Origin of the sequence: Streptomyces sp. NBC_01232 (assembly GCF_035989885.1) — a bacterium.
Taxonomy (GTDB): domain Bacteria; phylum Actinomycetota; class Actinomycetes; order Streptomycetales; family Streptomycetaceae; genus Streptomyces.
This window is the reverse complement of sequence record NZ_CP108518.1, coordinates 6,308,282-6,335,020: the sequence shown is the minus strand read 5'-3', so window position 1 is coordinate 6,335,020 and position 26,739 is coordinate 6,308,282. Positions and strand designations below refer to the sequence as shown.

Sequence of the window (26,739 nt, the reverse complement as noted above, 5' to 3'; positions counted from 1 at the left end):
GGCGGCTTGGCGCGGTGCCCACCCCCACGGGCATGACGCGCTCAGCGAGAGCTCTGACCCGGCCGCCGTGGCGCCGTCCCCTGCCCGCCCGCGGGCGGGCAGGGGACGGCGCCCCGCGCCAGTGTCCAGCTCTCGCCGCCCCCTCAAGGCAGGGAGTTCCAGGTATGCGCCTGAACGCCTCCGCTCACCCCCGTCTGTTACGCGGCAGACTCCGCCCCCTCCTCCTCACCGCCCTCACCGGCCTCGCCGCACTCGCGCTCCTCGGCGGGCTCCTGCTGGCCTGGCCGGGCCGGGCCGGGGCCGCCGCCGACCCCCTCATATCCCGCGGGAAGCCCGCCACCGCCTCCTCCACCGAGTCCTCCTCACTGGGCGCGAAGAACGCCTTCGACGGCGATCCGGCCACCCGCTGGGCCAGCGCCGAGGGCAAGGACCCGCAGTGGATCCGGGTCGACCTCGGCGCCGGCGCCACCGTCTCGCGGGTACGGCTCACCTGGGAGGCCGCCTACGCCAAGGCGTACCGCGTCGAGATCTCCGCCGACGGCGCCGCCTGGACCCCGCTCGCCGCCGAGAGCTCCGGCAACGGTGGCGTCGACGACTGGACCGGCCTGTCCGGCAAGGGCCGTTACCTGCGTGTCCAGGGCACCGCGCGCGGCACCTCGTACGGCTACTCGCTCTTCGAGGCCGAGGTGTACGGCACCGTCGGGGACGGGCCGCCGCCGGGCGGCTCCTTCACCGTCGTCGCCGCCGGTGACATCGCCGCGCAGTGCACGGCGTCCGACAGCGGCTGCGCGCACCCGAAGACGGCTGCACTGGCCCAGCGGATCGACCCGAAGTTCTATCTGACGATGGGCGACAACCAGTACGACGACGCCCGGCTGTCCGACTACCGCGCCTACTACGACAAGACCTGGGGCGCCTTCAAGGCCCGGACCCGGCCGGTCCCGGGCAACCACGAGACGTACGACCCGGCCGGCCCGCTCGCCGGGTACAAGTCGTACTTCGGGAGCATCGCCTACCCGCAGGGCAGGAGCTACTACAGCTTCGACGAGGGCAACTGGCACTTCGTCGCCCTCGACTCCAACTCCTTCGACCAGGCCGCCCAGCTCAACTGGCTGAAGGCCGACCTCGCCGCCAACACCAAGCCGTGCATCGCCGCCTACTGGCACCACCCGCTGTACTCCTCCGGCGGGCACGGCAACGACCCCGTCTCCAAGCCGGTCTGGAAGATCCTCTACGCCGCCAGGGCCGACCTGGTCCTGAACGGGCACGACCACCACTACGAGCGGTTCGCCCCGCAGGACCCCGACGGCCGGGCGACCGCCGACGGGATCGTGGAGATCGTCGGCGGCATGGGCGGCGCCGAGCCCTACCCGATCGAGGAGGTCCAGCCCAACAGCCAGAAGCGGGTCAGCGGACCGTACGGCGTGGTGAAGCTGGACTTCACCGACACCGGCTACGGCTGGACCTACGTCGCCACCGACGGCCAGGTCAAGGACACCGGCCCGAAGTACAGCTGCCACTGATGTACCTGGCCGCCAACGGCCGCCCGGACGCGCCGCCCCGCACCCCAGGGGCCCGGCGGCGCGTCCCCGCCGCCGTCCTCGCGCTCGGCACGGTCAGCCTCGTCACCGACATCTCCTCCGAGATGGTCACCGCGGTGCTGCCGCTCTACCTCGTCCTGGGCCTGGGCCTGACCCCCCTCCAGTTCGGCTTCCTCGACGGGATGTTCAACGGGGCCACCGCCCTCGTACGGCTGCTCGGCGGCCGGCTCGCCGACCGCCGGGGCCACCACAAGAGGGTCGCCGGCGCCGGCTACCTGCTCTCCGCGCTCTCCCGGCTCGGACTGCTGCTCGCGGGGGGCGCCACTGGCGGGATCGCTGCCGCGCTCGCCGCCGACCGGCTGGGCAAGGGCATCCGTACCGCCCCGCGCGACGCCCTGATCTCGCTCAGCGGGCCCCCGGAAACGCTCGGCCGGTCCTTCGGCGTGCACCGCGCCATGGACACCACGGGCGCCCTCCTCGGACCGCTCGCCGCGTTCGCCGTGCTGTGGGCGACCGCCGACGCCTACGACGCGGTGTTCGCCGTCAGTTTCTGCACCGGCCTGCTCGGCGTGCTCCTGCTCGTGGTGTACGTCCCGGCCGCGCCCGGGCCGGCCGCCCCTCCCCCGCCCGGGGCCGGCCCACCGCGCGTCCGGGCCCTGCGCGATCCCGCCTTCCGGCGCGTGCTGTGTGCCTCGGCCCTGCTCGGCGCCACCACCATCGGCGACGCCTTCCTCTACCTCCTGCTCCTGCGCGGCCTCGACCTGCCGCCCGCCCTCTTCACACTGCTGCCGCTCGGGGCCGCCGCCGTCTACCTGCTGCTCGCCGTCCCCGCGGGCCGGATCGCCGACCGGACCGGGCGCCGGACGGCGTTCCTGCTCGGGCACGGCGCCCTGCTCGGCGCGTACGCCCTGCTGCTCGCCCCCCTCTCCCCGCCGACCGTCGCCGGGGTGCTCGTCCTGCTGGGGCTCTTCTACGCCGCCACCGACGGGGTTCTGATGGCGCTCGCCGCGCCCGCACTGCCGGCGGCCGGGCGGGCGGGCGGACTCGCGGTGCTGCAGACCGGCCAGGCGCTGGCCCGACTGCTGGGCGCCGCCGGTTTCGGGGCGGCGTGGACCCTCTGGGGACCGCGGCCCGCCCTGTGGACCGCTGCCCTCGCGCTGGCCGGGGCGCTCGCGGCCGCCTGGCGCATCATGCCCGCCGCTCCCCCGACCGCAGTCCCGGAGGCCCCGTGAACCCCCCGTCCCGCCGGCTCCGCCTCGCCCTCGTCGTCACCGCCGTCCTGGTGCTCGCGGGCGGCTCCTTGAGCTACGTACTGGACGCACGGCACCGGGAACGGCCACCCGGACAGCAGGCGGACGCCTCCTTCACCGTCGAGGAGCCCGGGCTCTACTTCCGGGACACGGCCGGCGGGCGGGTCGCGCGCCAGGGCGGCCCCGGCCTGCCGCGGGTGACCGGCGGCCCCTCCTGCGACCGCTTCCACACCGCCGGGGGCCACGCCCTGTGCCTGCGCAAACTGCCCGGGGTCCCGGCGCGCACCGAGGCCCTCGTCCTCGACGGGCGGCTACGGGAGGTGCGCAGGGTGACCGTGCCCGGCATCCCGAACCGGGCCCGTGTCTCGGCCTCGGGGCAGGTGCTCTCCTGGACCACCTTCACGACCGGCGACTCCTACAACACGGCCGCGTTCTCCACCCGGACGGCCGTCCTGGACCTGCGCACCGGCTACCTGATCAAGTCGATCGAGCAGATCCCGCTGACCCTGGGCGGGACCCGCCACCACGACTCCGACGTCAACTACTGGGGCGTGACCTTCGCCGCCGACGACAACCGCTTCTACGCCACCGTCTCCACCCGGGGCATCACCCACCTCGTCGAGGGCGACCTGCGCGCATGGTCGGCCAAGGCCCTGCGCGAGAACGCCGAATGCCCCTCGCTGTCACCGGACGGCACCCGCGTCGCCTTCAAGAAGAAGGTCTCCGACGACCCCCGGGCACCCTGGCGGCTGTATGTCCTGGACCTGGCGACGATGCGCGAGCACCCGTCCGCCGAAGCGCACAGCGTCGACGACCAGGCCGTCTGGCTGGACGACTCGACCCTCGCCTACGCCCTGCCGGGCCGGGGCGGCCGCGCGAGCGACATCTGGTCGGTCCCGGCCGACGGCACGGGCCAGCCCCGTCTCCTCGCCCCGGACGCCTCCTCCCCCGCAGCCATCGGCCCGGGCGTTCTTCAGCTCCGCCGCGCGGCCACCAGGCAGGCCGTCGTGCCCACCACGGCGGCCAGCAGCAGCGCACCCGCCAGTGCCGCGACCGGCAGCGGCACCGGGCCCGGGCCCGACGCCGTCACCAGGGCGGACACCGCGCCCCGGGCCGGGGAGAACGGAAGGACCCAGGCCAGCAGGGAGCCGAGGGTCCCGGCCAGGACCCCGTGACCGCGGCGCCGCAGAAGCGGCCTGCTGCACAGGGCACCCACGGCGAGGCCGGTCAGTGCGCAGGCCGCCACCGCGAGGGTGGCGGGCGTCGGCCGCGCCCGCGAGCCGCCGCGGGTCGTGGTCCACGAACACCACGGTGCCTCCGGCGGCGGTGCGTTCGGCGACGGCGCGGTCCAGCTCCGCCCGGGCGGACGCGTCGAGGCCGGTCCACGCCTCGTCGAGGACGAGCAGCCCCGGCTCGGCGAGCAGCGCCTGCGCGACGGCCACCTTCTGGCTGGTCCCCTTGGACAGTTCGGCCAGCGGGGTGCGGGCGTACGCGGCGGCGCCGAACCGCTCCAGTCCGTCCGCCGCCGTTGCCGCCCTCGATCCGTACGAGGGCTCCGCGCGGCAGCTCCAGCGAGACCCCGCGCAGCACCCAGGGCCCGCGCCGTCCGTAGTGGCGGCCCACACCGGTCAGGTTCGGTAGGCGGCCGTCGACTCGGTGACCTCGCTCGGGCGGACGATGACGAAGCCCTCGCCGCTCAGCTTGAGCTGGACGGCCTCGCCGGAGCCGCCGCGGATCATCGAGCCGACCGACTGGGAGCGGTGCAGGCCGGTCTCCAGCCCGGCGCTCCATCCGACCACCGCGTCCGTGTCCACGTAGACCGGGGCCTGGGCGGTGACCGGGATGATGATCGGGTGGCCGTCGCAGACGACGGCGAGCTTGCCGGTGCCGGTGAAAAGGCTGTTGAAGAGGCCGCCGCCGGTCATGCCGGCGCCCTTCACCATCCTGATCTCGTAGGACAGGGTCGTGTCGAAGCACAGGACGTTTCGGCCGTTGATGGTCAGGGCGTCGCCCGGCTCGAAGTCGATGATGAAGCAGTTGGCTCCCTGGTGGGCGAACCAGGCCTCGCCCTGGCCGCGTACGGACATGAGCGCGAGGCCCTCGCCCGTCACGGCGCGCTTGAGCATGCCGCCTATGCCCTGTCCCTTGCGCTCGAACTGGAGGTTGCCGCGGAAGGCGACCATCGAGCCCTGACGGGCCAGCATTTCACCGCTGACGTTGTACTTCACGGACTTGGCGTTCTGCAGGCTCATGCCGGGGGTGACGGCCGCCTGGGCCATGTTCTCGGACGCGAAAAGATCACTCTTCATGGCTGCGATCCTCACCCGGCCCGGCCACCCGGGGCATCCTCCTGAAGGTGGAGGCTGGCATCCTTGGCGGGATGAGCAGCCAGCACACGAACGACATCTCCGACGTCCCCGCGGTCGGGGCGGACAGCCCCTTCCGGCAGGAGCACGTACTGCGCGACGAGGCCCCGCAGTTCGTCCTGCCGCTGGTGGTGCGCATCGAGAAGGCCGCGCCGCCGGCCCGGACCGACGCCCTGGAGACGGCCGCCCGCGCCGTGCTGGTCCTGCTCACCGACGAGCGGGCGCACGGCGAGGGCGAGTGGGCCCAGGCCGTCCGCGACTGGCAGGACGCCCGGATCCGCAAGGTGGTCCGGCGGGCGCGCGGCGCGGAGTGGCGCAAGGCGGAGACCCTGCCGGGCGTCACGGTGCACGGAGAGGACGCGCAGGTACGGGTCTTCCCGCCGGTCCCCCTCGACGGCTGGCCCAAGGAGCTGGCCAAGCTCCAGGTGTCGGGCACCGAACTGGACGACCCCGAACCGGTCGCCGCGCACGCGGAGCCGGGTCTGCCCGTGCTGTGGCTGAACCCCGGTCTCGGCATGTCGGCCGGCAAGGCCATGGCCCAGGCCGGGCACGCGGCGCAGCTCGCGTGGTGGGAACTGGCGGAGCCGGAGCGGGCCGCCTGGCGGGATTCCGGTTTCCGGCTGGCGGTACGGACGGCCCCGCGCGAGCGGTGGGCGGAGCTGAGCGGGAGCGGGCTGCCGGTGGTCCGGGACGCCGGATTCACCGAGATCGCACCGGGCAGCGCGACGGTGGTGGCCGACCATCCGGCGCTGCGGGCCCGGCTCTGACACGAACCCGGACACGAACCCCCACACGAGCGCAGACGCGGACCCCGGCACGGACCCCGCCACGGACCCCGACGCGGATCCCCGGCCGGCGGGAACCTCAAATGTTCCTCTGAACGTCCCCTCCTGCGGTTGGCGGGACTCCGTCGGGGCCATGACATCGGCACACAGTGCGACGAGAGGGGGCGAGGGGACATGAAACCCATGGCACACCTGGGGGTGGGCATCGGCTGGCGGCCGGAGATCGCGGACGCCGTCGAGCGGCTGCCCGGCCTGGACTGGGTCGAGGTGGTGGCCGAGAACGTATGCCCCGGCCACCTGCCGGAGTCCCTGATGCGGCTGCGCGAGCGGGGGACGCGCGTGGTGCCGCACGGGGTGTCGCTGGGCCTCGGCGGTGCCGACCGCCCCGATCCGGCGAAGCTGGCGGCGCTCGGCGAGCGGGCGGTGGCGCTGGGGGCGCCGCTCGTCAGCGAGCACATCGCCTTCGTACGGACGTCCTCGCCCGTCCTGGAGGCCGGCCACCTGCTGCCGGTGCCGCGCACCCGCGACGCGCTGGACGTGCTGTGCGAGAACGTACGGATCGCGCAGGACGCGCTGCCCGTGCCGCTGGCCCTGGAGAACATCGCCGCGCTGTTCTCGTGGCCGGGCGAGGAGCTGACCGAGGGGCAGTTCCTCACGGAGCTGGTCGAGCGGACCGGTGTCCGGCTGCTCATCGACGTGGCCAACCTGCACACCAACCGGGTCAACCGGGGCGAGGACCCGGCGGCCGTGCTGGACGCGATCCCGCTGGAGGCGCTGGCGTACGTGCACGTGGCGGGCGGCATCGAGCGGGGCGGCGTCTGGCACGACACCCACGCGCACCCGGTGCCGCCGGTGGTGCTCGACCTGCTGGCCGAGCTGCGCTCCCGGGTGGATCCGCCCGGCGTCCTGCTGGAACGGGACGACGACTTCCCGGCGGAGGCGGAGCTCGCGGGCGAGCTGTCCGCGATCCGCGCGGTGGTGACATCGGGGACGGCCGGAGCGGCGGTGACGGCACGGACCGCAGGGGCGTCCGCACCGGAGGAGCCGGCCGTGGCCGGGTCCGCTCCGGTCGGCACCGGGCCGCGCCCGGTCGAGGAGTCGGCCCGGACCCGGGTGGCGCTCGGCCAGGCCGCGCTGCTGTCGGCGCTGGTGGCCGGGACCCCCGTGCCCGAGGGCTTCGACCGCCGGCGGATCCGGGTACAGGCCCGGGCGCTGGCCGCCAAGCGGGCGGACGTGGTGGCCAGGCTGGCCCCCGAGCTGCCCGGGATTCTGGGCGGCCCGGACGCGTACCGCGAGGTGTTCCTCTCGTACGCCAAGGGGCGCCCCATGACCGCCGGATACCGCCGGGACGCGCTGGACTTCGCCGAGGACCTGCTGATCCGGGACCTGCCGGCCGATCCGGCCGCCCGGCGCCGGCTCACCGACTGGTGGCGCGAGCGGTCCGGAGCCAGGCCACCGCGCCGGATCGTGCGCTGGGCCCGGACGCTCGCGGGGAGAGCGGCATGAACCTCCTCGCCCTGGCGATGTGGATCGCCGTCATCGTCTCCTCCGTCCTGCTGATGGCCGGGCTCCGCAGGTCCCGGTCCGGGCCCGCGGGACCCGCCCCTGCACTGCACGACCTCTCCGAGGCCGCCTTCGTGGTCGGTGGCCCCGGCACCGTCGTCGACGCCGCGCTCGTCTCGATGCTCGGCGACGGCCGGCTGGTGGGCGGCGGCCCGGGCATCGTGCAGGTACGCCCCGGGGCGCGGGCCAACGACCCCGCCGAGCGGGCCGTCCTGCGGGCCCACCAGGCAGCGCCCTCCGGCTGGCTCTACCAGGTGCGCTTCGCCGCCATGTGCGACCCGGCCGTCCAGGAGATCGGGGACGCGCTGGCCGACCGCGGGCTGATCACCCCGCCCGGATCCGGTCTGCGGCGCCACCGGCGCTGGGCCCTGACCCAGGCCGCCGTGTGCGCGCTCCTGATCCCGGTGTCGATGGTGCTGACCGTCGTGTCGCTCATCGCCTCGTCCGGCTCCGGGGTGCCGTTCATCGCGAAGGTGCTGCTCGCGCTGATCGGCGGCATCGTCGTCGGTCTGGTCTGCGCGGCCCGGGCCAAGAGCCGGGTCACCGCGGCGGGGACGCGGGCGCTGCGCGACATCCGCTCCGCCCACCGCAACGACCCGGCCGCGCACGTGCAGACCGCTCTGTTCGGGCTGCGCGGTCTGCGGGACCCCTACCTGCGCCAGCAGTTGGTGCCCGCCGTGCGCGGCACCCGGCTGGCCGCGGCCCAGTCCGGCACCCGGCCCCACGGCACGGACAGTTCTGCGGACTGGTCCGCGGCGGCGGTGCTGCCGATCGTCTGGTGCGCCGCGAGCGACGGCGGCAGCGGCGGTTCGAGCTGCGGCAGCGGTTCGGGCTGCGGTTCCTCGGGGGGCGGCTGCTTCTCCTCCGGCAGTAGCTGTGGCTCCTCCGGCGGCGGCTCCAGCTGTTCGAGCAGCAGCTCCAGCTGCGGCAGTTCGTCGAGCTGCGGCAGTTCGTCCGGCTCCAGCTGCGGCAGCAGCTCCTGACCGGCCGGGGTACGGCAACCGGGGGCGGTTCACGCGGCAATGGGGCCATCGGCACCGACACCCGGAGATGATCCTTTACAACCGCGGCACCCAGGCCTCTCATCGGTTCATCCGATGAGAGGAAGGGGTCGCCATGGGGACGGACCCGGTACGCCGCGCAGCCGCGCTGGGGGCGCTCTCCCTCGCCCTCTGCGTCCCGGCCCACCTCCCGGCCCACGCCGCGCCGACCGCACCGCCCGTCCCGCTCGGCGGGACGGCCGCCGAGGCCGCCGGCGCCGCCCTCGTCGCCCGCCGTGCGGCGGCCGGGGCGGCGGCCGGGGGCAATGGCGGCCTTGACTTCCGCCACTGCCCGGACGTGGAGGAACTCCCCGCCCCGGTCCGCTGCGCCACCCTGCGCGTACCGCTCGACTACGCCCGACCCGACGGCCCGCAGATCTCCCTCACCGTCAGCCGGGTCGTCGCCACCGGCGCCGGCGGCGCGGTCCGACAGGGCGCGCTGGTCCACAACCCCGGCGGCCCCGGCGCCTCGGGCATGTTCTTCCCGCTCACCGCGGGGCTCCCCGGCCGGGAGCGGATCGCCGCCGCCTACGACCTCGTCGGCTACGCCCCGCGCGGTGTCGGCCGCTCCGCCCCGCTGTCCTGCCAGGACCCCGCCACCCGGGCCCAGGGCCCCACCCAGGTCCCGGTCGACCCCTCCCCGGCGTACAAGAGGCAGCGCCTCGCGGCCGCCCGGGCCTACGCCCGCGGCTGCGCACGGCTGGCCGGCGCGGCCCTGCCGCACTACACGACGCTCAACAACGCCCGCGACCTGGACGTCCTGCGGGCCGCGCTCGGCGAACCGAGGCTGACCTTCATGGGCGCCTCGTACGGCACCTACCTCGCAGCCGTCTACGCCACCCTGCACCCGGGCCGCGTGCGCCGGATGGTCCTCGACTCGGCGGTCGATCCCGACCCGCGCCGCGTCTGGTACCGCAACAACCTCGACCAGTCACCCGGCTTCGAGCGCCGCTGGTACGACTTCCGCGCCTGGGCGGCCCGGCACCACGGCACGTACCGGCTCGGCGCCACCCCGGCCGCCGTACAGGCGAGCTACGGGCGCGTCCTGGACGCGGTGGCCCGTACGCCCGCGGGCGGGGTCGTCGGCACCGGCGAACTGCGGGCCGCCTACCTCCAGGCCGCCTACTACGACGACGTCTGGCCGGAGCGGGCCGCGGCCCTCGCGGCCTTCCTGCGCGGCGATCCGGCGCCGCTGACCGCCCAGGCGGCCCCGGACCCCCGGACGGCGGCCGAGGCGGAGAACGCGACGGCGGTGTACACGGCGGTGCTCTGCAACGACGCCTCCTGGCCCGCGGACTGGCAGACCTGGGACCGCGACAACACCGAGCTGGCCCGCAGGGCCCCCTTCGAGACCTGGGCCAATGCCTTCCTGAACCTCCCGTGCGCCTCCTGGCCGGTGCGCGAGCGGCAGCGGCCGGTGGCGGTAGGGGCGCAGCCCGAGCGGCTGCCCAGGACCCTGGTCGTCGCGGCGGAGCGGGACGGGGCGACCCCCTACCCGGGGGCGCTGGAACTCCAGCGGCGGCTCGGCGCGGGGGCTTCGCTGGTGACGGAGACGGGGGCCGGCTCCCACGGAGTGGTCGGCGGAGGCAATGGCTGCGTGGACCGTCACGTGGAGCGGTACCTGCTGACGGGCGCCACCCCGGGGTGGCGTGTCACATGTGCGCCGCATCCGGAGCCCGCACCGGTGTCGCTGGACGACCGGGCAGCGAGCGCCCGCAGGGCGCTGCTGCCGCCGGTCGTCTGAACTTCCGGGCGGGATCTCCGGCTGCGTCGTTTCGGGGGCCGGCCTGTCCTCGGATCAGGCCCTGCCTCCCGATGCACCGGAGGAACTCACCTGACGGTGTGGTCGTCCTCCGGTCCTTCCCCCCAGGGGAGGTATCAGGCGAGCCCGGCCACCAGATCGGCGACGGACTTGCGGCGCCCGGTGTAGAAGGGCACCTCTTCACGGACGTGCATACGCGCCTCGGAGGCACGCAGGTGACGCATGAGGTCGACGATGCGGTACAGCTCGTCCGCCTCGAAGGCCAGCATCCACTCGTAGTCGCCCAGCGAGAACGAGGCGACGGTGTTGGCGCGCACGTCGGGGTAGCCGCGTGCCATCTTGCCGTGGTCGGCGAGCATACGGCGACGGTCCTCGTCGGGCAGCAGGTACCAGTCGTAACTGCGCACGAAGGGGTACACGCTGACGTAGTCGCGCGCGACCTCGTCGGCCAGGAAGGCCGGAATGTGCGACTTGTTGAACTCGGCCGGGCGGTGCAGGGCCATGTTCGACCACACCGGCTCCAGCGCGCGGCCCAGCTTGGTGCGGCGGAACAGGTTGTAGGCGCTCTGCAGCTCGTCCGCCGTCTCGGCGTGCCACCAGATCATGACGTCGGCGTCGGCGCGCAGGCCGGAGACGTCGTAGGTGCCGCGGACGGTGATGTCCTTGGCGCCCAGCTGGTCGAAGAGCTCCTGGACCTCGTCGGCGTAGCCGGTACGGTCAGCGTCAAGACTGGGGAGAACGTCCTTCAGTTTGAAGACGGACCACAGGGTGTAGCGGATGACCTCGTTGAGGTCCTTCGCCTTCTTCCCCGCATTGGGAATCTTCTCTGGTGCAGTCATGTGCCTATTGTCCCGTGCGCTGATCAGTGGTCGGTGCCAGGGGTGCCGTACGCGCACCGAGCCCGGCGATCACCGCGTCCGCGGCCCTGCCCGCGCTCGCGATGCAGGCCGGAATGCCCACGCCGTCGTAGACCGCGCCGCACACCGCGAGGCCCGGCAGGGCCGCGACGGCGCCGCGGATCCGGGCGACGCGGTCGAGGTGGCCGACGGGGTACTGGGGCAGTCCGCCGTCCCAGCGGGTGACGGTGGAGGCGACGGGCCGGGCGGCCAGGCCCACGGCCTCGCCGAGGTCGGCGAGGGAGATGTCGACGAGCTCGCCGTCCTCGCGCCGCAGGTCGCTCTCGTCGGCGTAGCGGCCCACCGAGGTGCGCAGCAGGAAGAGCTCCGGATCCGCCCCGGCCCAGGCCCACTTGTTGCTGGAGAACGTGGAGGCCTTGATGGTCCGGCCGTCGACGGGCGGTACGAGGAACCCGCTGGCGCCGCCGCCGGAGACGGCCTCCGGCAGGTCGGTGCGGCGGAAGGCCATCGTGATGAGGGCCATGGAGGCGTACTCGACCCCGCGCAGCTCGGCGGCCGCGGCCGGCGCGAGACCGTCCAGCAGGCGCGCGGCGGCCCCGGCCGGGGTGGCCAGGATCACGGCGTCGGCCTCGATGACCTCGGCGCCGGCCACCACCCGCCAGCCGTCGGGCGTGCGGGCCACCTCGCGGACGGGCGTATCGGTGACGAGCCGGGCCCCGGCCGCCCGGCAGGCCTCGGCCACGGCGAGCGGGAGCCGTCCGATGCCGCCGTCGATGCCGGCGAAGACCGGGCCGGCCTGCTGGGGCGCCGCCTCCGCCCGGCGCTGCAGTTCCCGTACGCCGTCGCCCAGGAGTGCGTGCGTGCGGGCGGCCTCGAAGAGCTGGGGCACGGCGGCCCGCATGGAGATCCGGTAGGCGTCGCCGGCGTAGACCCCGCCGAGCAGTGGTTCCACCAGCCGGTCGACGACCTCACGGCCGAGGCGGGCCGCGACGTACTCGCCGACGGCGACGTCCTCGCCGATCTCGGTGGGCGCCAGCGTCCGTTCGGCCTCGATGCGGGCCAGTCCCTCGGCGGAGAGCACGCCGGAGGCGGCGAGCGGTCCCAGGTCGCCGGGGACGCCCATCACGTGGCCGCGCGGCATCGGCCGCAGCGCGCCGCGGGTCCACAGGTGGGCGGTGGCGGTGGCGGGCGGCTGCACGGCGTCGCCGAGGCCCACGGCGCGGGCCAGGGCCACGGCTTCGGGGCGGCGCGCGAGCATGGATTCGGCGCCGAGGTCGACGCGGGCACCGGCGAGCTCACCGGCGTACAGCTTGCCGCCGAGGCGCGGTCCGGCCTCCAGCAGGGTGACGCGGAGGCCTTCGGCGAGCAGCCGGTGCGCGGCCGCGAGGCCCGCGATGCCGCCGCCGATGACGACGGCGTGCCCCCGGGAGCCGGTGGATCCGGGGGCACCGGCCGGCCGGTCCGTACGCATGTCCGCTTCGTGCATGGACACATCGTCTCAGATCGATCTCCGAGGCCGGACCGTGACCGCATCGGGATCGGCCCGGGACCGTGGATTCGAAACCTGCGACGGGACTCTGTACGTCGAAACGGCAACACCAGCCGATCCTCGGGGGTTTACAGCGATGCGCAGTTTCGACAGACACCGTTCCGCGGCGGCCCTGGCCGCCCTCTCGCTGGCCGGGGCGCTCGTGCTCACCGGCTGCGGCGCGAGCGGCCAGGGATCCGCACAGGACAAGGCGGCGGTGGCGCCCGCCGCCGACGGAAAGGCCCCCGAGGGCGCCGCGGCGGCCCCGGCGCCGGCCGGGTCCGCGGGCGCCGCGGGCTCCGCGAACGCCTCCGGGGCCCCTGCCGACAAGAACGCGCCGCCGGTCGTGGTCCGCCCGAACGTCATCCGTACGGCGACCCTCGGCATCGAGACGACGGATGTGCAGAAGACGCTCGCCGCGGCCCGCACGGCCGCCGACGGAGCGGGCGGCTACGTCGGCAACGAGTCGACCAAGCGCGGCGAGGACGGCCGGATGACCTCGACGGTGACCCTGCGGGTGCCGGGCGAGCACTACGACGCGGTACTCGGCTCGATGGAGGGGAGCGGGAAGCTCCTGCACCGCAAGGTCGACGCGCAGGACGTCACCGAGAAGGTCGCCGACATCGGCAGCCGCGTCGCTTCGCAGCAGGCCAGCGTGGCACGGGTGCGCGAGATGATGGGCAAGGCCTCGGCCCTGAGCGAGGTGGTGATGCTGGAGAGCGAGCTGTCCCGCCGCCAGTCCGACCTGGAGTCGCTGCTGGCGCAGCAGACGGCGCTGAAGGACAAGACCTCGCTGGGCACGATCACACTGGAGGTCACCGAGCCGGCCGCGAAGCCGGAGGCGGAGAAGAAGGAGAAGAAGAAGGAGCCCACCTTCCTGGGGGCCCTGGGCGGCGGCTGGGACGTCTTCACCAAGGTCGTGCGCTACCTGACGGTGGCAGTGGGCGCGGTACTGCCGTTCGCCCTGGCGGCCGCTGCGGTGGCGCTGCTGGTCCGGCTGTACCGGCGGTGGCGGCCGGCGGCGCCGAAGCCGGCCCCGGTCCCGGTCCCGGAGCGGGTGACCGTGCCGGCGGCGCGGACGGCTCCGGACACCGAGGCCGACGTACAGGACTGAACGCCCGTTCGGCCGTAGCGTGTTCACCATCCAACGGTGGTGAAGGGGCGGTACGGACGATGGCGACGGAACGACTGGTGGTGGTCGGCGGTGACGCGGCGGGGATGTCCGCCGCGTCACAGGCCCGCAGGCTGAAGGGCCCGGCGGAGCTGGAGATCGTCGCCTTCGAGCGCGGCCGTTTCAGCTCCTACTCCGCCTGCGGGATCCCGTACTGGGTCGGCGGGCAGGTCGCCGGGCGCGACGACCTGATCGCCCGCACACCCGAGGAGCACCGCGCCCGGGACATCGATCTGCGCACTCGCACGGAAGTCGTGGAGCTCGACCTCCCCGGATCCCGGGTGCGTGCCCGCGATCTGGACACCGGATCCGAATCCTGGACGGGCTACGACAAGCTCGTCCTGGCGACGGGCGCCCGCCCCGTGCGGCCCCGGCTCCCCGGGATCGGCGCGCACGGGGTCCACGGCATCCAGAGCCTGGACGACGGCCAGCGCCTGATGGACACCCTGCGGCGCACCGAGGGACGCCGGGCGGTCGTGGTCGGCGCGGGGTACATCGGCGTGGAGATGGCGGAGGCCCTGGTGGCGCGGGGCTTCGAGGTCACCGTCCTGCACCGGGGCGAGCAGCCGATGGCCACCCTGGACCCGGACATGGGCGGCCTGGTGCACAGCGCGATGAACCGCATGGGGATCCGTACGGTCTCCCGCGCCGAGGTGACGAAGATCCTCACCGACGAGGAGGGCCGGGCCCGTGCGGTGGCCACGTCGGCGGGCGAGGAGTACGAGGCGGACGTGGTCGTCCTCGGCATCGGCGTGGAGCCGCGCACCGCGCTGGCCCGCGCGGCCGGCCTCCCGCTCGGCACCTCGGGCGGCATCCTCACGGACCTGTCGATGCGCGTCCGGGGCCACGAGAACATCTGGTCGGGCGGCGACTGCGTGGAGGTCCTGGACCTGGTCGCGGGCCGCACCCGGCACATCCCGCTGGGCACCCACGCCAACAAGCACGGCCAGGTCATCGGCTCGGGCGCGGGCGGCGGCTACGCGACCTTCCCCGGGGTGGTCGGTACCGCGGTCAGCAAGGTCTGCGACCTGGAGATCGCCCGTACGGGGCTGCGCGAGCGGGACGCGCTGGAGGCGGGCCTGCGGTTCGTGACGGCCACCATCACCTCCACCAACACGGCGGGCTACTACCCGGGCGCGGCGGAGATGACGGTGAAGATGATCGCGGAACGCCGCACGGGCCGCCTCCTCGGGGTCCAGATCGTCGGCGGCGCGGGCGCCGCGAAGCGGGTGGACATCGCGGCGGTGGCCCTCACGGCGGGCATGACCGTGGACCAGGTGGTGTCCCTGGACCTGGGCTACGCCCCGCCGTTCTCCCCGGTCTGGGACCCGGTCCTGGTGGCGGCCCGCAAGGCGGTCTCCGCGGTCCGCTCGGCGGTCTAGGGAGTGTCTTGCGCCGCGAACGGGCCGTCCGCGGCGAAGGCGAGGGCCGCGAACCTTTCGCCCATGCGGCGGTGCGCGGCCGCGTCCGGGTGGAGTCCGTCGGGCAGCGGCAGGTCCGCCGCGTCAGGCTCGCCGTAGAGGGCGCGACCGTCGAGGAGGCGCAGGTTCGGGTCGTCGGCGGCGCGCAGGCGCACGATCCGGGCCAGCTCGTCCCGGATGACGTTCAGGGTCAGCTTGCCGAAGGCACGTTCGGCGGGGTCGCCCGCGGCCCGGAACCGCAGCCGTCCCTCGGCGAGCTCGCCGAAATCCGGTGCGCTGGGGCCGGGGGTGTCCTCGTGCATGGGGCACAGGATCGGTGAGACGACCAGGAGCGGGACGGTGGGGTGGCCCTCGCGCACGGTGTCGAGGAAGCCGTGCACGGCGGGGCCGAAGGCGCGCAGGCGCATCAGGTCGCGGTTGACGAGGTTGATGCCGATCTTGACGCTGATCAGGTCCGCGGGGGTGTCGCGCAGGGCGCGGGCGGTGAACGGGTCGAGCAGCGCGTTGCCGCTCAGGCCCAGGTTCGTCAGCTCCACACCGCCGAGGGCGGCGGCCAGCGCGGGCCAGGTGGTGCTGGGGCTCGCGGCGTCGGAGCCGTGGCTGATCGAGCTGCCGTGGTGCAGCCACCTGCGGCGGCCGGTGTCGGGCAGCGGCTCGACGGGAGAGTCCGTGCGCAGGGCGATCAGCTGGGTGGTCTCGTTGTGCGGCAGCCAGATCTCGACGTCCTTGGCACGGCCAGGGAGGCCGGCGAACCGTACGGTTCCGGGCGGGCCGGACCGGGGGCGCACGGCGCCGGTGGCCATGTCCACCTGGAGGACGTTGCCGCCGCCGACACCGGCCTGCCCGGCCGGCAGGCCGTCGATCAGCAGGTCGTACAGCCCGTCGGGCCGGGGCGGGGCCCCGTCGTAGGCCATCTTCGTGCGGAGCGCGTCCAGCTCGATGACGGTGGCCCGGGTGCGGAACGCCAGCCGTACGCCGGAGGGCTGCGTCTCGACCGTGGACAGGTCGCCCTCGGTGAACTGGGCCCGGGCCCGGGCGGGCAGCCGGTGCGGCAGCAGCCCGTGCTCGGTGCGCTCCAGGTCCAGGGCCCCGCGCAGGAGGTCCGGGGTGATGGGCGTGGTGATCCGGTCGGATTGATGGCTCATGCACACACCCTGCCCACGGGGTCCCCCCGTACGCCACGGCATTACCGGGCCGCCCCGTTCCGGGTTCCCGGAACGGGGCGGCGGGCTCAGCGCGCGGTGCGGGTGTGGACGTAGTCCACCAGGCGGGTCAGCGCGTCGGGGTCGGTCGTCGGGAGGACGCCGTGGCCCAGGTTGAAGACGTGGCCCTCCAGGCCGGCGGCGGCTGCGAGGACCTCGTCCGTCTTGGCCTCGACGGCCTCAGGGGTGGAGAAGAGCACGGCGGGGTCCAGGTTGCCCTGGAGCGCCTTGCCCGGGCCGACCCGGCGTACGGCCTCGTCCAGCGAGACCCGGTAGTCGACACCCATGACGTCGGCGCCGGCCTCGCCCATGAGGCCGAGGAGCTCGCCCGTGCCCACGCCGAAGTGGATCCGCGGGACTCCGTAGGAGGCGACGGACTCCAGCACCTTCGCGGACGCGGGCATCACCGAGCGGCGGTAGTCCGCCGGGGCGAGCGCGCCGACCCAGGAGTCGAAGAGCTGGACGGCGGAGGCGCCGGCCTCGATCTGGACCTTCAGGAAGGCGGAGGTGATCTCCGCGAGGCGGTCCAGGAGGTCGGCCCACAGCTGCGGGTCCCCGTACATGAGGGCCTTGGTGTGCTCGTGGTTCTTCGAGGGGCCGCCCTCGACGAGGTAGCTCGCGAGGGTGAAGGGTGCGCCCGCGAATCCGATCAACGGAGTGGAGCCCAGTTCACTCGTGAGCATGCCGATCGCCTCGGTGACGTACGAGACGTCCTCCGGGGTGAGGTCGCGCAGCTGTGCGAGGTCCTCGCGGCGGCGGATCGGCTGGGCGACGACCGGGCCGATGCCCGGCTTGATGTCCAGGTCGACGCCGATGGCCTTGAGCGGGACCACGATGTCGGAGAAGAAGATCGCCGCGTCGACCTTGTGGCGGCGCACCGGCTGCAGCGTGATCTCGGTGACCAGGTCGGGGCGCATGCAGGACTCGAGCATCTGCGTGCCCTCGCGCAGCTTGCGGTACTCCGGGAGCGAGCGCCCCGCCTGCCGCATGAACCACACCGGGGTGTGCGGCACCGGCTCCCGCCGGCACGCCTTCAGGAAGGCGGAATCGTACGTCTGACTCGGCTGGCCCGTGGGGCGGGTGTTGGCACTCACGACCCAAATCTTCGCACGTATGAAGAAGTGTCCACCCCGGCGAGGGTGTCCCTGCACCGCACGGGCGCCCGTTCCGCCTAGTCTTCCCCGCATGGCTGCGGCTCAGGGACGATTTTCAGATGGCGCCGAGGGTATGGACAGCGCGAAGGAGAGCTCCGTCCCGCTCCCGTTCCGGCGGGCGGTCGACGGCTTGAAGAAGGCCCGGCTGCGTCCGGGGATCGAGATCGACCCCACGAAACCGCCCCAGAGACTGGCCCCGCACGCCTATGCGCTGGAGGCCGCGGTGGTGGACGGCGAGGACGATCTGGCCGACGGCCGGCTCATCCTGCTCCACGATCCGGCCGGGCACGACGCCTGGCAGGGGACCTTCCGGCTGGTGACCCTGGTGCGGGCGGAGCTGGAGCCGGAAATGGCCGCGGACCCGCTGCTGCCCGAGGTCTGCTGGTCCTGGCTGACCGGGGCGCTGGAAGCGCGCGGGCTGGCGTACGGGGAGGCGAGCGGCACCGTGACCATGGCGGGCTCGCACTACTTCGGCGGGCTCGCGGAGCGGCGGCCGGCCACGCAGATCGAGATCAGGGCGTCCTGGACGCCGCGCGAGGGCGTGGGCGGGGTGCCGGACACCTCGGCGCACCTGTCGGCATGGTGCGAACTGCTGTGCCAGATCGCAGGGCTGCCGCCGGTGGGGCCGACGGACACCGCGACGGGTGTGGTCTCCCTGCCACAGCGCCGCGGTCCGCACCACCCGTAGCCGCAGGGCCGTACGGCCGCCGGAACCGGCGCCGACGCAGAACGACTGATCGAAGACCTGGGCGGATTGTCGAAAGGCGGCGTCCCTTGCGGGCTTCTGATCAACCGATGATCGATCGTGCGTCCGAATTGCCCGAATTGTTACTCACCAAATCGTGATCATTCCCTAAAGCCGGGCGGGTGACGTGCCGAAGGAGTGGGTGACCATCCGTACGGTTCGCACCGGCTTCCATCCCCGAGCCGGCCGTCCCGCCACTCCCCCAGGAGGCCTAGGTGTCCGTTCTTCTCGAGCAGCCCGCAAGCCTGGTCGCCTACCGCCCGAACAAGCCGACGGCCATGGTCGTCGTGGCCGACCCGCGCGTCCGCTCCACCGTGACCCGTCATCTGTGGGCCCTCGGAGTACGTGACGTGATCGAGGCTTCGTCCATCGCGGAGGCCCGCCCCCGCGTCGGCAGCCCGCGCGACATCTGCGTGGCCGACGTACACCTGCCCGACGGTTCCGGTCTCACCCTGCTCTCCGAGACCCGGGCCGCCGGCTGGCCCAACGGCCTGGCCCTGTCCGCCGCCGACGACATCGGCGCCGTGCGCAACGCCCTCGCGGGCGGCGTGAAGGGTTACGTCGTCACCGGTACGCGGACCAACATCGGGCTCCCCACCCGGCCCGGCGCCGCCCCCATCGGCGCTGCAGCCGCCCGTATGCACCGCCGCCCCCCGGGTGCCCCGAGCCACCCGGGCGGCTACCGAGAGCTCTCCGGCCGCGAGGTCGAGGTCCTGCGCCTCGTCGCGGAGGGCCAGTCCAACAAGGCCATCGGCGTCTCGATGGGCCTGTCCGCCCTGACCGTCAAGTCCCACCTCGCCCGGATCGCCCGCAAGCTGGGCACCGGTGACCGCGCCGGAATGGTCGCCGTGGCACTGCGTACCGGGATCATCCACTGACCGCGGGCCGGAGCCCCCGGATATCCGCCCGGAAACCTCCCGGGGGAACCTCCCGGAAGACCCCCGGAATACCCCGGGGAAACTCCCCGCACCGCGCTCGCGCCCGTCGACGGAACGTTCCGGCGACGGGCGCGTCGTATACACGGATACCCTTGACCGGTGACCGACGCCCAAGATCCCGCAGCAGACCTGCGCACCACCACCGGGGGCGGCCCCCCGGACGACGTCGTTGTTCCGCCCGGTGGGCTGCCGACTCCCCTGTTGGAGCCCCGTGAGGGGATTCCTCCGGTGGTCGCCGACGCGGACGCCCTCGCCGAAGTGGTCGCGGCCTTCGCCGCGGGCACCGGCCCCGTCGCCGTCGACGCCGAACGGGCCTCCGGGTACCGCTACGGCCAGCGCGCCTACCTGGTGCAGCTGCGCCGCGAGGGTGCGGGCTCCGCACTGATCGATCCGGTGGGCTGTCCCGACCTGTCCGCACTGGGCGAAGCCCTTTCCGGCACCGAATGGATCCTGCACGCCGCCACCCAGGACCTGCCCTGCCTGCGCGAAATAGGCATGGTGCCCACCTCGCTGTTCGACACCGAGCTGGCCGGCCGCCTCGCCGGCTTCCCGCGGGTCGGACTCGGCGCGATGGTCGAGAGCGTGCTCGGCTTCGCGCTCGAGAAGGGCCACTCCGCCGTCGACTGGTCCACCCGCCCCCTTCCCGAGCCGTGGCTGCGCTACGCCGCCCTGGACGTGGAGCTGCTGGTGGACCTGCGGGACGCGCTGGAGAAGGAGCTGGACCGGCAGGGCAAGCTCGAATGGGCCCACCAGGAATTCGACGCCATCGCCGCCGCCCCGCCGGCGCCGCCGCGCAAGGACCCGTGGCGCCGTACGTCGGGCATGCACAAGGTGCGCCGCCGCCGGCAGATGGCCGTCGTACGGGAGCTGTGGGAGTCCCGGGACCGGATCGCGCAACGGCGTGACGTGTCCCCGGGCAAGGTGCTGGGCGACGCCGCGATCGTCGAGGCCGCTCTCGCCCTGCCCGCGAACGTACAGACCCTCTCCACCCTGCCCGGCTACGGGCAGCGGATGGGCCGGCGCCAGCTGGACCAGTGGATGGCCGCGGTGGACCGGGCGAAGGCCCTGCCCGAGAGCGAGCTGCCGCAGCCCGGGGCGACCCCGGCCGGTCCGCCGCCCCCGCGCTCCTGGGTGGACAAGGACCCGGCGGCCGCGGCCCGGCTCTCGGCCGCCCGCACCGCCGTCTCGGCGCTGGCCGAGGAACTGAACCTGCCCCAGGAGAACCTCATCACCCCCGACACGGTCCGCCGGCTGTGCTGGGAGCCCCCGCAGCGGCTGACCGCGGACGCGGTCTCGGAGGCCCTGGCGGGCTACGGCGCCCGGCCCTGGCAGGTCGAACTGGTGACCCCGGTGCTCCTCACGGCGCTGGCCGCGACCGCCGCCTGACGCACGCGGCCCGTACGAGAGCCCCCGACCGCTACGGCCGGGGGCTCTCGCCGTCCACCGACAGCCCGCTACGGCCCGGGCCGTACGCTCAGCGGTCCAGTACCCGGTCTTCGCGGCGATGCGGGGCTCGAGGACGGTCGACGGCAAGGAAACGGGTCCCTGTGCACTCAGAAGCCATGCGTATCGGTGCCGTGGCAGCGCTGCTGTTGGCAGGAGGAGCGGGAAGCGCGTCGGCCGCTCCGGCCGAGGATCCGCCCCGGCCGGTGCCGAGCGGTGCGGAGCTGTCGGTCAGGCCTGGGGAGCGGGTCGGTGTGACGACCGAGGCGATGCGGTCCGGGGACGCCTTCAGCGGTGTCCGGGTGACCTCCCCGGCTTTCGCCGCCGACGGCACGTTCCGGATGGACGACCTCCTCCTCAAGGCGGTCGCGACGGTGTCCTGCACCGCCGAACCGGGCTCCTACGAAGTGCGGTTCGGCTCGGCGGCAGACGTGCACCTCGGCGTGGAGATCGACCGCCTGTGGGGCAGCATCCGCGTAGCACCGGCCGATGCGGCGGAGCGGGCGCAGTGCGCGCGGCAGGTGGCCGCCCGGCCGCCGGAGTCCATGGAGGAGCGGTACCCCGCGGGCTCGGGGTGGCCGTCCGGGCCCTGGGACGTGCGCTCCGTGGAGCCCGGCGGGAAGCTCGAAGCCGGGGACGGCCTGGCGATGGGCGACGACGGCATGGTGAAGCTGACGTCCCCCGGGTTCACGCGGCCGTTCGTGATGCACGGCGCCAAGCTGGTCTCCACCACGGTCCGCATCCGGTGCGACGCCGAGCCCGGCCTCTACGTCGTGCACTGGAACGAGAAGGGCAAGCCCGCCCGGGAATGGGCCCGCTACCGGGTGACCCCGGCTGTGGGCGGCCACTGCCAGGACCCGGTGGGCGCGCCCCGGGCGGGCGCGGCCCGGCGGGCGGCACCCTGGCTGCTCGGCGCGGCCGCGGTCCTGGCCGCGGCGGGAGCCGTCGGCCGCGTCGTCCACCGCCGCATGCGTCGGGCCTGAACGCCTCCGCGCGTCGCCGGGGCCCGGGTTGCCCACCGGTTCCGCCGTCACGGGGCGGCCCCCGCTCACGGACCGCGAGCGGGGGCCGCCACGGGCCGCACGCCCAGGCCGTGGCTAGACGGTGTCCGCGTAGGCGCCGTCCTCGTCCACGTAGTAGCTGCCCTTCTCCAGGTCGTCGACCTTCCCGTGCCCCAGCCACTGCTTGGACAGCCGTTGCAGGACCTTGGACTGGCGCTCCCAGACGATGGAGTGACCGGCGCAGGACACCCGGAACATCAGCTTGCGCACGCCCGGGACGGCGTCGTAGAAGGCGGGGACCGAGAAGGTGGGCGAGTTCGCCGTCGCGTCGTGCTCGCCGTAGACGATCATCACCGGAACCTTGTCACCGAGTACGCCGCCGATCGGGACGGTGTCCTGGTTCCAGCCCCACCAGTAGGAATTGCGGAACCGGAGCACGCCCTCGGGCGTTCCGGCCGTCGGGCCGCCCCAGGTCTTCCCGACTGGGTCGAGGGCCATGAGCTCCTTCCACACCGCCTCCACCATCCCCGCCGCCCGCTGCTTCGGGGACCTCACCTCCTTGTCCCAGGCGCTCTCCAGGCCCGTCCTGCTCGACAGGTTCATCGGGAAGCCGAACAGGGAGGCCGGGGTGGACACCGGGAAGGACGGGACGGGTGCGCCGAAGCTCTTCGGCGGGGAGCTGGCCCGGCCCGTGGGCGGGTAGATCGGGGCGAGCAGGAGCAGGCTCTCGACCTTCTCCGGGTGCTGGATCGCGTACGGCCCGAAGACGAAGGCGGCGGCGGACTGCCCGACGAGCGCCACCTTGGTGACGCCCTTCTTCGCCTTGATGTACTCGACGACCGTGTCGACCTCGCCCCACTCGCTCGCGGAGTTGCCGAGCTCGTGCGGGTAGGGCGGGGTGCAGGTGTACGTCAGCGGGTTGGGGTTCAGGATCTCCTGGTGCTGCGGGTTGGCGTTGCACGCCTTGTCCATCTCCGGACGCGGCGACAGCCCGGAGCCGGTGAGCTCCATGAGGAACACGTCGAACCCGGCCTTGGCCAGGGCGCGCGCCCAGCTGTACTTGCCGCCGTCGTGCTGGAGGTCGAAGGCCACGACCGAGGGAACGCTGCGCCCGTGCAGCATCAGGACGACCTTGCGCTGCGCGTTGGGGCCCCCCGGGGTGCCGTCGTACTCCCGCACGTACAGGTGGACGTTCTGGCCCGCGTTGGCCGGGACCGTCGAGACGTGCGGGACCTGGTGGTTCGTGGGCGTGGTGGTGGCCATGGCTCGCATCCTCCGTCGACTCGGCCGGAGGGGGACGCTCCGGCCCGGTCAGGATCGGGACTGCCCGGGGGCGGCGCCACCATCACGGCCGGGGGCCGGGCGCACGTGACCTGAACGGGTTGGCCGGACGGGTCCGATCGGTCGGGGCGCGGGGCCGTGGAAGCGCGGGCCGAGTGTGACCTTCGCCGCTCCTCCGGGAGGGGGTGTGCACATTGGTTACCCGCAAGTAGCATGGTCGGGTGAGCGGGCGCTCAGCAACGTACGCCGAACGCCCCCGCGCGCAGCAGTGCCACCCCGCACCTGGAGGAGAGCCAACGTGCCTCGTACCGTCAGGGACGTCGTCTTCGTCGACGGCGTCCGCACCCCGTTCGGCAAGGCGGGCCCGAAGGGCATCTACCACGAGACCCGCGCCGACGACCTCGTCGTGAAGGCGATCCGGGAGCTGCTGCGCCGCAACCCGGACCTGGACCCCAAGAAGATCGACGAGGTCGCCATCGCCGCGACCACGCAGATCGGCGACCAGGGCCTCACGCTGGGCCGCACGGCCGGCATCCTCGCGGGCCTCCCGCAGTCCGTACCGGGCTACTCCATCGACCGCATGTGCGCCGGCGCGCTGACCGCCGTGACCGCCGTCGCGGGCGGTGTGGCCTTCGGTGCCTACGACGTCGCCCTCGCCGGCGGTGTCGAGCACATGGGCCGTCACCCCATGGGCGAGGGCGTGGACCCGAACCCGCGCTTCGTCTCCGAGAAGCTGGTCGACGAGTCCGCCCTGTTCATGGGCATGACCGCCGAGAACCTGCACGACCGGTACCCGACGATCACCAAGCTCCGCGCCGACGAGTACGCCGTGCGCTCGCAGGAGAAGGCCGCCAAGGCGTACGCCGACGGCAAGATCCAGCAGGACCTGGTCCCGATCTCGGTGCGCAACACCAACGAGGCGGCCGGTGAGACGGGCTGGGGCCTGGTCACCACCGACGAGCCGATGCGCCCGGGCACCACGCTGGAGAACCTGGCCGGCCTGAAGACCCCGTTCCGTGTGCACGGCAACGTGACCGCGGGCAACGCCGCCGGTCTCAACGACGGTGCCACCGCCGCGATCATCGCGTCCGAGGACTTCGCCCGCGAGAACAACCTCCCGGTCAAGATGCGCCTGGTCTCGTACTCCTTCGCGGGTGTCGAGCCCGAGGTCATGGGCTACGGCCCGATCCCGGCCACCGAGAAGGCCCTGGCCCAGGCCGGCCTGACGATCGAGGACATCGGCCTCTTCGAGGTCAACGAGGCCTTCGCGGTCCAGGTCCTCGCGTTCCTGGAGCACTACGGCATCGCCGACGACGACGCCCGCGTCAACCAGTACGGCGGCGCCATCGCCTTCGGTCACCCGCTGGCCTCGTCCGGCGTGCGCCTGATGACGCAGCTGGCCCGTCAGTTCGAGGAGCAGCCGCACGTCCGCTACGGCCTGACCACCATGTGCGTCGGCTTCGGCATGGGCGCCACGGTCATCTGGGAGAACCCGAACTTCAACGCCGAGGGAGACTCCAAGTGAGCACCACCGCTGAGCTCCTGAAGGGCGCGGCCGAGCTGTTCCCGGACGAGGTCGTCACGTCCGCGCACGTCCGCCACCTGGACCTGCCGTTCGGCGCCGGGCGCTTCGCGCTCATCACGCTGGACAACGGCTTCGACCACACCAAGCCGACCACCTTCGGCCCGCAGTCCCTCGCCAACCTGAACGCGGCGATCGACCAGGTCGAGCAGGAGGCCCTCGCGGGCTCCATCGTCGGCGCCGGCATCACCGGCAAGCCGTTCATCTTCGCAGTCGGCGCCGACCTCAAGGGCGTCGAGCTCCTGAAGAAGCACGACGAGGCGCTCGCCATCGGCAAGGGCGGCCACGACGTCTTCAAGCGCCTCTCGGCGCTGGCGGTCCCGACCTTCGCGTACTACAACGGCGCGGCCATGGGCGGCGGCGTCGAGGTCGGTCTGCACTGCAGCTACCGCACCGTCTCGAAGGCCATCCCGGCCTTCTCGCTGCCCGAGGTCTTCCTCGGCCTGGTCCCCGGCTGGGGCGGCTGCGCCATCCTGCCGAACCTGATCGGCGCCGAGCGCGCGATCTCGGTCATCATCGAGAACTCGCTCAACCAGAACAAGCAGCTGCGCGGCAAGCAGGTCTTCGACCTGGGCATCGCGGACGCGCTGTTCGAGGGCGCGGACTTCCTGGAGCAGTCGCTCCTGTGGACCGCGAACGTCCTGAACGGCACCACCGAGGTCGTCCGCGACGAGATCGACCGCGGCGAGGCCTGGGACGCGGCCGTCGCCAAGGGCCGCTTCATCGCGGACTCCAAGGTGCACGGTGCCGCTCCGGCCGCCTACCGCGCGCTGGACATCATCGCCGCGGCCAAGTCGGGCGACCTCCAGGCCGGCTTCGACGCCGAGGACACGGCCCTGGCCGACCTCATCATGGGCGGCGAGCTGCGCTCGGGCATCTACGCCTTCAACCTGGTCCAGAAGCGCGCCAAGCGCCCGGCCGGTGCCCCGGACAAGTCCCTGGCCCGTCCGGTCACCAAGGTCGGCGTCGTCGGCGCGGGTCTGATGGCCTCGCAGCTGGCGCTGCTCTTCCTGCGCCGCCTGGAGGTGCCGGTGGTCCTCACCGACATCGACCAGGAGCGCGTGGACAAGGGTGTGGGCTACGTCCACGCCGAGATCCAGAAGCTGCTCGGCAAGGGCCGCATCAACCAGGACAAGGCCAACCGCCTGACCGGCCTGGTCTCCGGTGTGCTCGACAAGGCCGAGGGCTTCGCGGACGCGGACTTCATCATCGAGGCCGTGTTCGAGGAGATGTCCGTCAAGCAGAAGGTGTTCGCGGAGGTCGAGGCGGTCGCCCCGGCGCACGCGATCCTCGCCACCAACACCTCCTCGCTGTCGGTGTCGGAGATGGCTTCCAAGCTCCAGCACCCGGAGCGCGTGGTCGGCTTCCACTTCTTCAACCCGGTCGCGATCCTCCCGCTGCTGGAGATCGTCCGCGGCGAGCAGACCGACGACGCCTCGCTGGCCACGGCCTTCGGTGTCGCGCGGAAGCTGAAGAAGACCGCGGTCCTCACCAAGGACGCCCCGGCGTTCGTCGTGAACCGCATCCTGACCCGCTTCATGGGCGAGATCCAGAACGTCATCGACGAGGGCACCCCGGTCGCCACGGCGGAGAAGGCCATCGAGCCGCTCGGCCTGCCGATGTCCCCGCTGGTGCTCCTGGAGCTCGTGGGACCGGCGATCGGTCTGCACGTCTCCGAGACCCTGAACCGCTCCTTCCCGGAGCGCTTCACCGTCTCCCCGAACCTGGCTGCGGTCGTCAAGGCCGGCAAGCGCGGTTTCTACGTCTACGATTCCGGCAAGCCGGAGCTGGACCCCGAGGTCGCCGCCCTCCTGGTGCAGGGCGACGTCGTCCTGACCGAGGAGCAGGTCCGCGACCGCGTCCTGGACGCGGTGGCGCAGGAGATCGGCCTGATGCTGGAGGAGGGTGTCGTGGCCGAGGCCCAGGACATCGACCTCTGCCTCATCACGGGCGCCGGCTGGCCCTTCCACCTGGGCGGCGTGACGCCGTACCTGGACCGTGAAGGTGTCTCGGAGCGCGTGAACGGCAAGAAGTTCCTCGCCCCGGGCCTGGCGAGCGTCCCGGTCTAGTCCGGGTCGCAGACGGCTGCGAAACGGTCGGCCCGCCCCC

Annotated in this window: 21 protein-coding genes and 1 pseudogene; 15 read left to right on the top strand and 7 right to left on the bottom strand. The window is 73.5% G+C overall.

Annotated elements, in window-relative coordinates; all coding sequences use genetic code 11:
- Window positions 1-164 precede the first annotated feature (164 nt).
- The 3 genes from OG444_RS29255 to OG444_RS29245 are packed head-to-tail and all read left to right on the top strand — an operon-like array spanning window position 165 to window position 3,966.
- Complete coding sequence (locus OG444_RS29255; protein WP_327264984.1) at window positions 165-1,523, top strand: discoidin domain-containing protein; 1,359 nt, start codon at window positions 165-167, stop codon at window positions 1,521-1,523.
- Entirely contained in the window at window positions 1,523-2,773 is a 1,251-nt protein-coding gene (locus OG444_RS29250; protein WP_327264983.1) for an MFS transporter, read from the top strand. Before OG444_RS29255 ends, OG444_RS29250 begins: the two co-directional genes overlap by 1 nt.
- Window positions 2,770-3,966: a TolB family protein gene (locus OG444_RS29245; protein ID WP_327264982.1), complete on the top strand. Its 1,197-nt coding sequence runs from the start codon at window positions 2,770-2,772 to the stop codon at window positions 3,964-3,966. Before OG444_RS29250 ends, OG444_RS29245 begins: the two co-directional genes overlap by 4 nt.
- On the opposite strand, the pseudogene OG444_RS29240 reads toward OG444_RS29245, so the two are convergent.
- Both OG444_RS29240 and OG444_RS29235 read right to left on the bottom strand, forming a co-directional pair.
- Window positions 3,898-4,423, bottom strand: a pseudogene (locus OG444_RS29240) (ABC transporter ATP-binding protein); the annotation flags it as partial. The gene OG444_RS29245 and the pseudogene OG444_RS29240 overlap by 69 nt on opposite strands.
- Window positions 4,420-5,100 carry an AIM24 family protein gene (locus OG444_RS29235; protein WP_327264981.1) on the bottom strand — a complete coding sequence of 227 codons (681 nt, stop codon included), beginning with the start codon at window positions 5,098-5,100 and terminating at the stop codon, window positions 4,420-4,422. The gene OG444_RS29235 and the pseudogene OG444_RS29240, both read right to left, overlap by 4 nt.
- A gap of 71 nt (window positions 5,101-5,171) precedes the next feature.
- Here OG444_RS29235 and OG444_RS29230 point away from each other — a divergent pair, with 71 nt between their 5' ends.
- The 4 genes from OG444_RS29230 (at window position 5,172) to OG444_RS29215 (ending at window position 10,289) form a co-directional block, all read left to right on the top strand.
- Window positions 5,172-5,924, top strand: a complete 753-nt coding sequence (locus OG444_RS29230) for an aminoacyl-tRNA hydrolase (RefSeq protein WP_327264980.1) — start codon at window positions 5,172-5,174, stop codon at window positions 5,922-5,924.
- A gap of 192 nt (window positions 5,925-6,116) precedes the next feature.
- Window positions 6,117-7,448, top strand: coding sequence for a DUF692 domain-containing protein (locus OG444_RS29225; RefSeq protein ID WP_442810643.1), 1,332 nt, complete (start codon window positions 6,117-6,119; stop codon window positions 7,446-7,448).
- Window positions 7,445-8,488 (top strand): TIGR04222 domain-containing membrane protein, encoded by a 1,044-nt coding sequence (locus OG444_RS29220; protein WP_327264979.1) that lies wholly within the window; start codon window positions 7,445-7,447, stop codon window positions 8,486-8,488. The genes OG444_RS29225 and OG444_RS29220 overlap by 4 nt, the downstream gene beginning before the upstream one ends.
- A 133-nt stretch (window positions 8,489-8,621) precedes the next feature.
- A complete protein-coding gene (locus OG444_RS29215; protein WP_327264978.1) occupies window positions 8,622-10,289 on the top strand; it encodes an alpha/beta fold hydrolase in 1,668 nt (555 codons plus the stop codon).
- A 134-nt stretch (window positions 10,290-10,423) separates the two neighbouring features.
- Here the strand turns inward: OG444_RS29215 and hemQ are convergent, their stop codons facing one another.
- Window positions 10,424-11,146, bottom strand: coding sequence for a hydrogen peroxide-dependent heme synthase (hemQ, locus tag OG444_RS29210; protein WP_327264977.1), 723 nt, complete (start codon window positions 11,144-11,146; stop codon window positions 10,424-10,426).
- A 4-nt stretch (window positions 11,147-11,150) separates the two neighbouring features.
- Window positions 11,151-12,635 (bottom strand): protoporphyrinogen oxidase, encoded by a 1,485-nt coding sequence (hemG, locus tag OG444_RS29205; protein ID WP_327266969.1) that lies wholly within the window; start codon window positions 12,633-12,635, stop codon window positions 11,151-11,153.
- A 154-nt stretch (window positions 12,636-12,789) separates the two neighbouring features.
- Between hemG and OG444_RS29200 the strand changes: the two genes are divergently transcribed.
- Window positions 12,790-13,806 carry a DUF4349 domain-containing protein gene (locus OG444_RS29200; protein ID WP_327264976.1) on the top strand — a complete coding sequence of 339 codons (1,017 nt, stop codon included), beginning with the start codon at window positions 12,790-12,792 and terminating at the stop codon, window positions 13,804-13,806.
- A 59-nt stretch (window positions 13,807-13,865) separates the two neighbouring features.
- Window positions 13,866-15,245 (top strand): FAD-dependent oxidoreductase, encoded by a 1,380-nt coding sequence (locus OG444_RS29195; protein WP_327264975.1) that lies wholly within the window; start codon window positions 13,866-13,868, stop codon window positions 15,243-15,245.
- Here OG444_RS29195 and OG444_RS29190 read toward each other — a convergent pair.
- Window positions 15,242-16,429 (bottom strand): GDSL-type esterase/lipase family protein, encoded by a 1,188-nt coding sequence (locus tag OG444_RS29190; RefSeq protein WP_327264974.1) that lies wholly within the window; start codon window positions 16,427-16,429, stop codon window positions 15,242-15,244. The genes OG444_RS29195 and OG444_RS29190 overlap by 4 nt on opposite strands.
- Window positions 16,430-16,515: 86 nt before the next feature.
- Entirely contained in the window at window positions 16,516-17,580 is a 1,065-nt protein-coding gene (hemE, locus tag OG444_RS29185) for a uroporphyrinogen decarboxylase (protein WP_327264973.1), read from the bottom strand.
- A 91-nt stretch (window positions 17,581-17,671) separates the two neighbouring features.
- Here hemE and OG444_RS29180 point away from each other — a divergent pair, with 91 nt between their 5' ends.
- From OG444_RS29180 to OG444_RS29165, 4 genes are all read left to right on the top strand, one after another.
- Entirely contained in the window at window positions 17,672-18,328 is a 657-nt protein-coding gene (locus tag OG444_RS29180) for a DUF3000 domain-containing protein (protein ID WP_052876936.1), read from the top strand.
- 272 nt (window positions 18,329-18,600) lie between these two features.
- Entirely contained in the window at window positions 18,601-19,263 is a 663-nt protein-coding gene (locus OG444_RS29175; protein ID WP_007267191.1) for a helix-turn-helix transcriptional regulator, read from the top strand.
- A 159-nt stretch (window positions 19,264-19,422) separates the two neighbouring features.
- Window positions 19,423-20,709, top strand: a complete 1,287-nt coding sequence (locus OG444_RS29170) for a ribonuclease D (protein WP_327264972.1) — start codon at window positions 19,423-19,425, stop codon at window positions 20,707-20,709.
- 311 nt (window positions 20,710-21,020) lie between these two features.
- A complete protein-coding gene (locus tag OG444_RS29165) occupies window positions 21,021-21,749 on the top strand; it encodes a hypothetical protein (RefSeq protein ID WP_327264971.1) in 729 nt (242 codons plus the stop codon).
- Between the two features lie 114 nt (window positions 21,750-21,863).
- On the opposite strand, the gene OG444_RS29160 is transcribed toward OG444_RS29165, so the two are convergent.
- Window positions 21,864-23,030 carry an alpha/beta fold hydrolase gene (locus tag OG444_RS29160; RefSeq protein WP_327264970.1) on the bottom strand — a complete coding sequence of 389 codons (1,167 nt, stop codon included), beginning with the start codon at window positions 23,028-23,030 and terminating at the stop codon, window positions 21,864-21,866.
- 316 nt (window positions 23,031-23,346) lie between these two features.
- Between OG444_RS29160 and OG444_RS29155 the strand changes: the two genes are divergently transcribed.
- Both OG444_RS29155 and OG444_RS29150 read left to right on the top strand, forming a co-directional pair.
- Entirely contained in the window at window positions 23,347-24,573 is a 1,227-nt protein-coding gene (locus OG444_RS29155; protein ID WP_327264969.1) for a thiolase family protein, read from the top strand.
- The gene (locus tag OG444_RS29150; protein ID WP_327264968.1) at window positions 24,570-26,699 is read left to right on the top strand and encodes a 3-hydroxyacyl-CoA dehydrogenase NAD-binding domain-containing protein; all 2,130 of its coding nucleotides are present in this window, start codon (window positions 24,570-24,572) and stop codon (window positions 26,697-26,699) included. The genes OG444_RS29155 and OG444_RS29150 overlap by 4 nt, the downstream gene beginning before the upstream one ends.
- Window positions 26,700-26,739: the final 40 nt, after the last annotated feature.